This window comes from Streptomyces sparsus, assembly GCF_054776295.1.
The window spans coordinates 1-2,199 of the sequence record NZ_BAAHCA010000827.1 but is presented as its reverse complement, the minus strand read 5'-3'; the positions used below and the strand labels follow the sequence as shown (position 1 = coordinate 2,199).

Annotated in this window: 2 protein-coding genes and 1 pseudogene; 2 read left to right on the top strand and 1 reads right to left on the bottom strand. The window is 71.8% G+C overall.

What is annotated here, in order from left to right:
* Nucleotides 1-154: pseudogene (locus ACYVE9_RS23885) on the bottom strand (class I SAM-dependent methyltransferase); the annotation flags it as partial.
* Between the two features lie 382 nt (nucleotides 155-536).
* Between ACYVE9_RS23885 and ACYVE9_RS23880 the strand changes: the two are divergent.
* Complete coding sequence (locus ACYVE9_RS23880) at nucleotides 537-1,124, top strand: GTP-binding protein (protein WP_461029960.1); 588 nt, start codon at nucleotides 537-539, stop codon at nucleotides 1,122-1,124.
* 204 nt (nucleotides 1,125-1,328) lie between these two features.
* Nucleotides 1,329-1,721: a roadblock/LC7 domain-containing protein gene (locus ACYVE9_RS23875; RefSeq protein WP_461029959.1), complete on the top strand. Its 393-nt coding sequence runs from the start codon at nucleotides 1,329-1,331 to the stop codon at nucleotides 1,719-1,721.
* Nucleotides 1,722-2,199: the final 478 nt, after the last annotated feature.

Below are 2,199 nucleotides of genomic sequence, written 5' to 3'. Positions count from 1 at the left end.
CGCAGCCGGCGTCCAGGACCCGGTCGCCGGGGCGCAGGCCCAGACGCGCCGCGGCGGCCGAGTACGCCGGCCCGTCGTCCGGGAAGCGGGCGTCCCAGTCCGCGGCCCGGCTGGTGAAGAAGTCCCGTACGTCTGCGGAGTCACGCGATGCCATGCGGACATGATGTCGCACAAGCTCACACATGTTCGGAACGCCATTGATCGTTCGAGATCGTGGAGCGCCGCGTGACGACCAGGTTCCGGTCGTCTTGGCTCATGCGCCCGGCGCACGCCCCCAGTCGGTCTAGCGTCCCGAACCCATGGGACCTCCGGAGTACCCCGCCCGCGTCGCACCGCGTGCCACGCCGTCACCCGGGCCCGGGCGCGCGCCCCCACCTGCTGCCGCAGCATCGCCTTCCGCCCCGCGGTACATCCAGCGCTGCCAGGGCCCCCTGCCGGCCCAGCAGGCTCGGCCGGCACCGGCACCCACCGGCGGCATGCCGACACGTCTGACCACGATCACCACGTCTGACCACGATCATGCGGAGAGAACACCGATGGCCCCACCCCGCCGCGTGAGCAACGACTCCGACCTCGTTCTGAAGATCATCATTGCGGGTGGATTCGGTGTCGGAAAGACCACTCTCGTCGGCTCGGTGAGCGAGATCGAACCGCTGCTCACCGAGGAGCCACTCAGCGACGCGGGCTCGGCGGTGGACGACCTCTTCGGCGTCGACCGGAAGACGACCACGACGGTGGCGATGGACTTCGGCCGAATCACCCTGTGCGAGGGCCTCTCGCTGTACCTCTTCGGCACCCCCGGGCAGGACCGATTCTGCTTCCTGTGGGAGGAACTGGCGCAGAGCGCGCTCGGCGCCGTGGTGCTCGTCGACACCCGCCGGCTCGCGGACTGCTCTGCGGCCGTCGACTGGTTCGAGACCCGGAAGGTGCCGTTCACAGTTGCGCTGAACCGGTTCCCCGGGGGTCGGTCGGTCAGCGCCGAAGAGGTGGCACACGCCCTCGACCTGCAGGACGGCACCCCGGTCGTGCTCTGTGACGCGCGGCGACGCGATTCCGGCCGCGAAGTGCTGCCGGGCCTGGTGGAGCACGCCGCACGGGCCCACACCGCCCGCATCCTCGGCTGACCGCGCCGAGCCGCCGTCGCAGGTAGGCGTGCCCGGACGCGTCGGCCTCCTGTGTGGTGATCACCCACGGGCCGCCCCCGGCGGCCACCCCCGGAATCCGCCCAGGTACGGAGTGTGGCCGAAATGCGACTGGCCGGTGTTGCCGGAGGACCGGGTGGGGTAGGGGTGGCTCGGCGGGCGCCACACCGAAGGGGGAATAGGGGAATGGCACTGAGCCCTGGGCTCGACTGGCTGCTCGACGACCTGACGAAGCGCATGCCCGGCGTCCGGTACGCACTGGTCCTCTCGACCGATGGACTGGTGACCGGAGCGAGCGAGGCGCTGACCGGTCCGGACGCGGAGCGCCTCGCGGCGGTCAGCGCCGGACTGCACAGCCTGGCGAAAGGATCGGGACGCCACTTCGGCGCCGGTGGCGTGCGCCAGACGATGATCGAGTTCGAGGGCGGCGTGCTCTTCGTGACGGCTGCCGGGGAGGGCAGCTGCCTCGCCGTGCTCGCCGGCCCCGACATCGAGGCGGAACAGATCGCCTACGAGATGACCCTGCTGGTGAAGCGGGTGGGGGAGCACCTGGCCGTTTCGGCACGCGACCGGTCGTGACCTGAGCCGCCGCGCACGACTGTCCTGCGCACGGCGCTGCCGGGCACGAGTGTGCCGGGCACGAGCCTGCGAGGTCGGACGGGTCCACCCGGCTGCCCGCCACCCGTCCGGCCTCCCTCGCTCGCGCATGCCATCCGCCGTCGGCCGCACCCGGCTGCGGAGCCGCATGAGGAACTCGGCCCGGGGGCGCGCCCATCGCCCATCGCTGGTTCCCGCATCGCGCCCTGATGCCCGCAGGTAGGAGCTGACCTGCGGAAACACGAGGTTATCCACAGGCCAGCCAGCATGGGCCGATACCGGGATACGTTGCTCCCACCGGACAGTCGTCACCAGCGGGGGAGAAGCGATGCACACGGTTGTGAGCAGTCGGGCGGCAGGGCCGATCGGGAGTACGGCGGCCCGTCCGCCGCGGCGTCAGCTGCCGCAGGCGGCCCATCGCGGCGGCCCACCGCAGCTGCCGGCCCTGCGCGACGGGGCC

What these genes read in the sequence shown, in the direction of transcription:
- ACYVE9_RS23880 (WP_461029960.1), top strand. Translation starts at nt 537, where the DNA reads ATGGCCCCACCCCGCCGCGTGAGCAACGACTCCGACCTCGTTCTGAAG.
- ACYVE9_RS23875 (WP_461029959.1), top strand. Translation starts at nt 1,329, where the DNA reads ATGGCACTGAGCCCTGGGCTCGACTGGCTGCTCGACGACCTGACGAAG.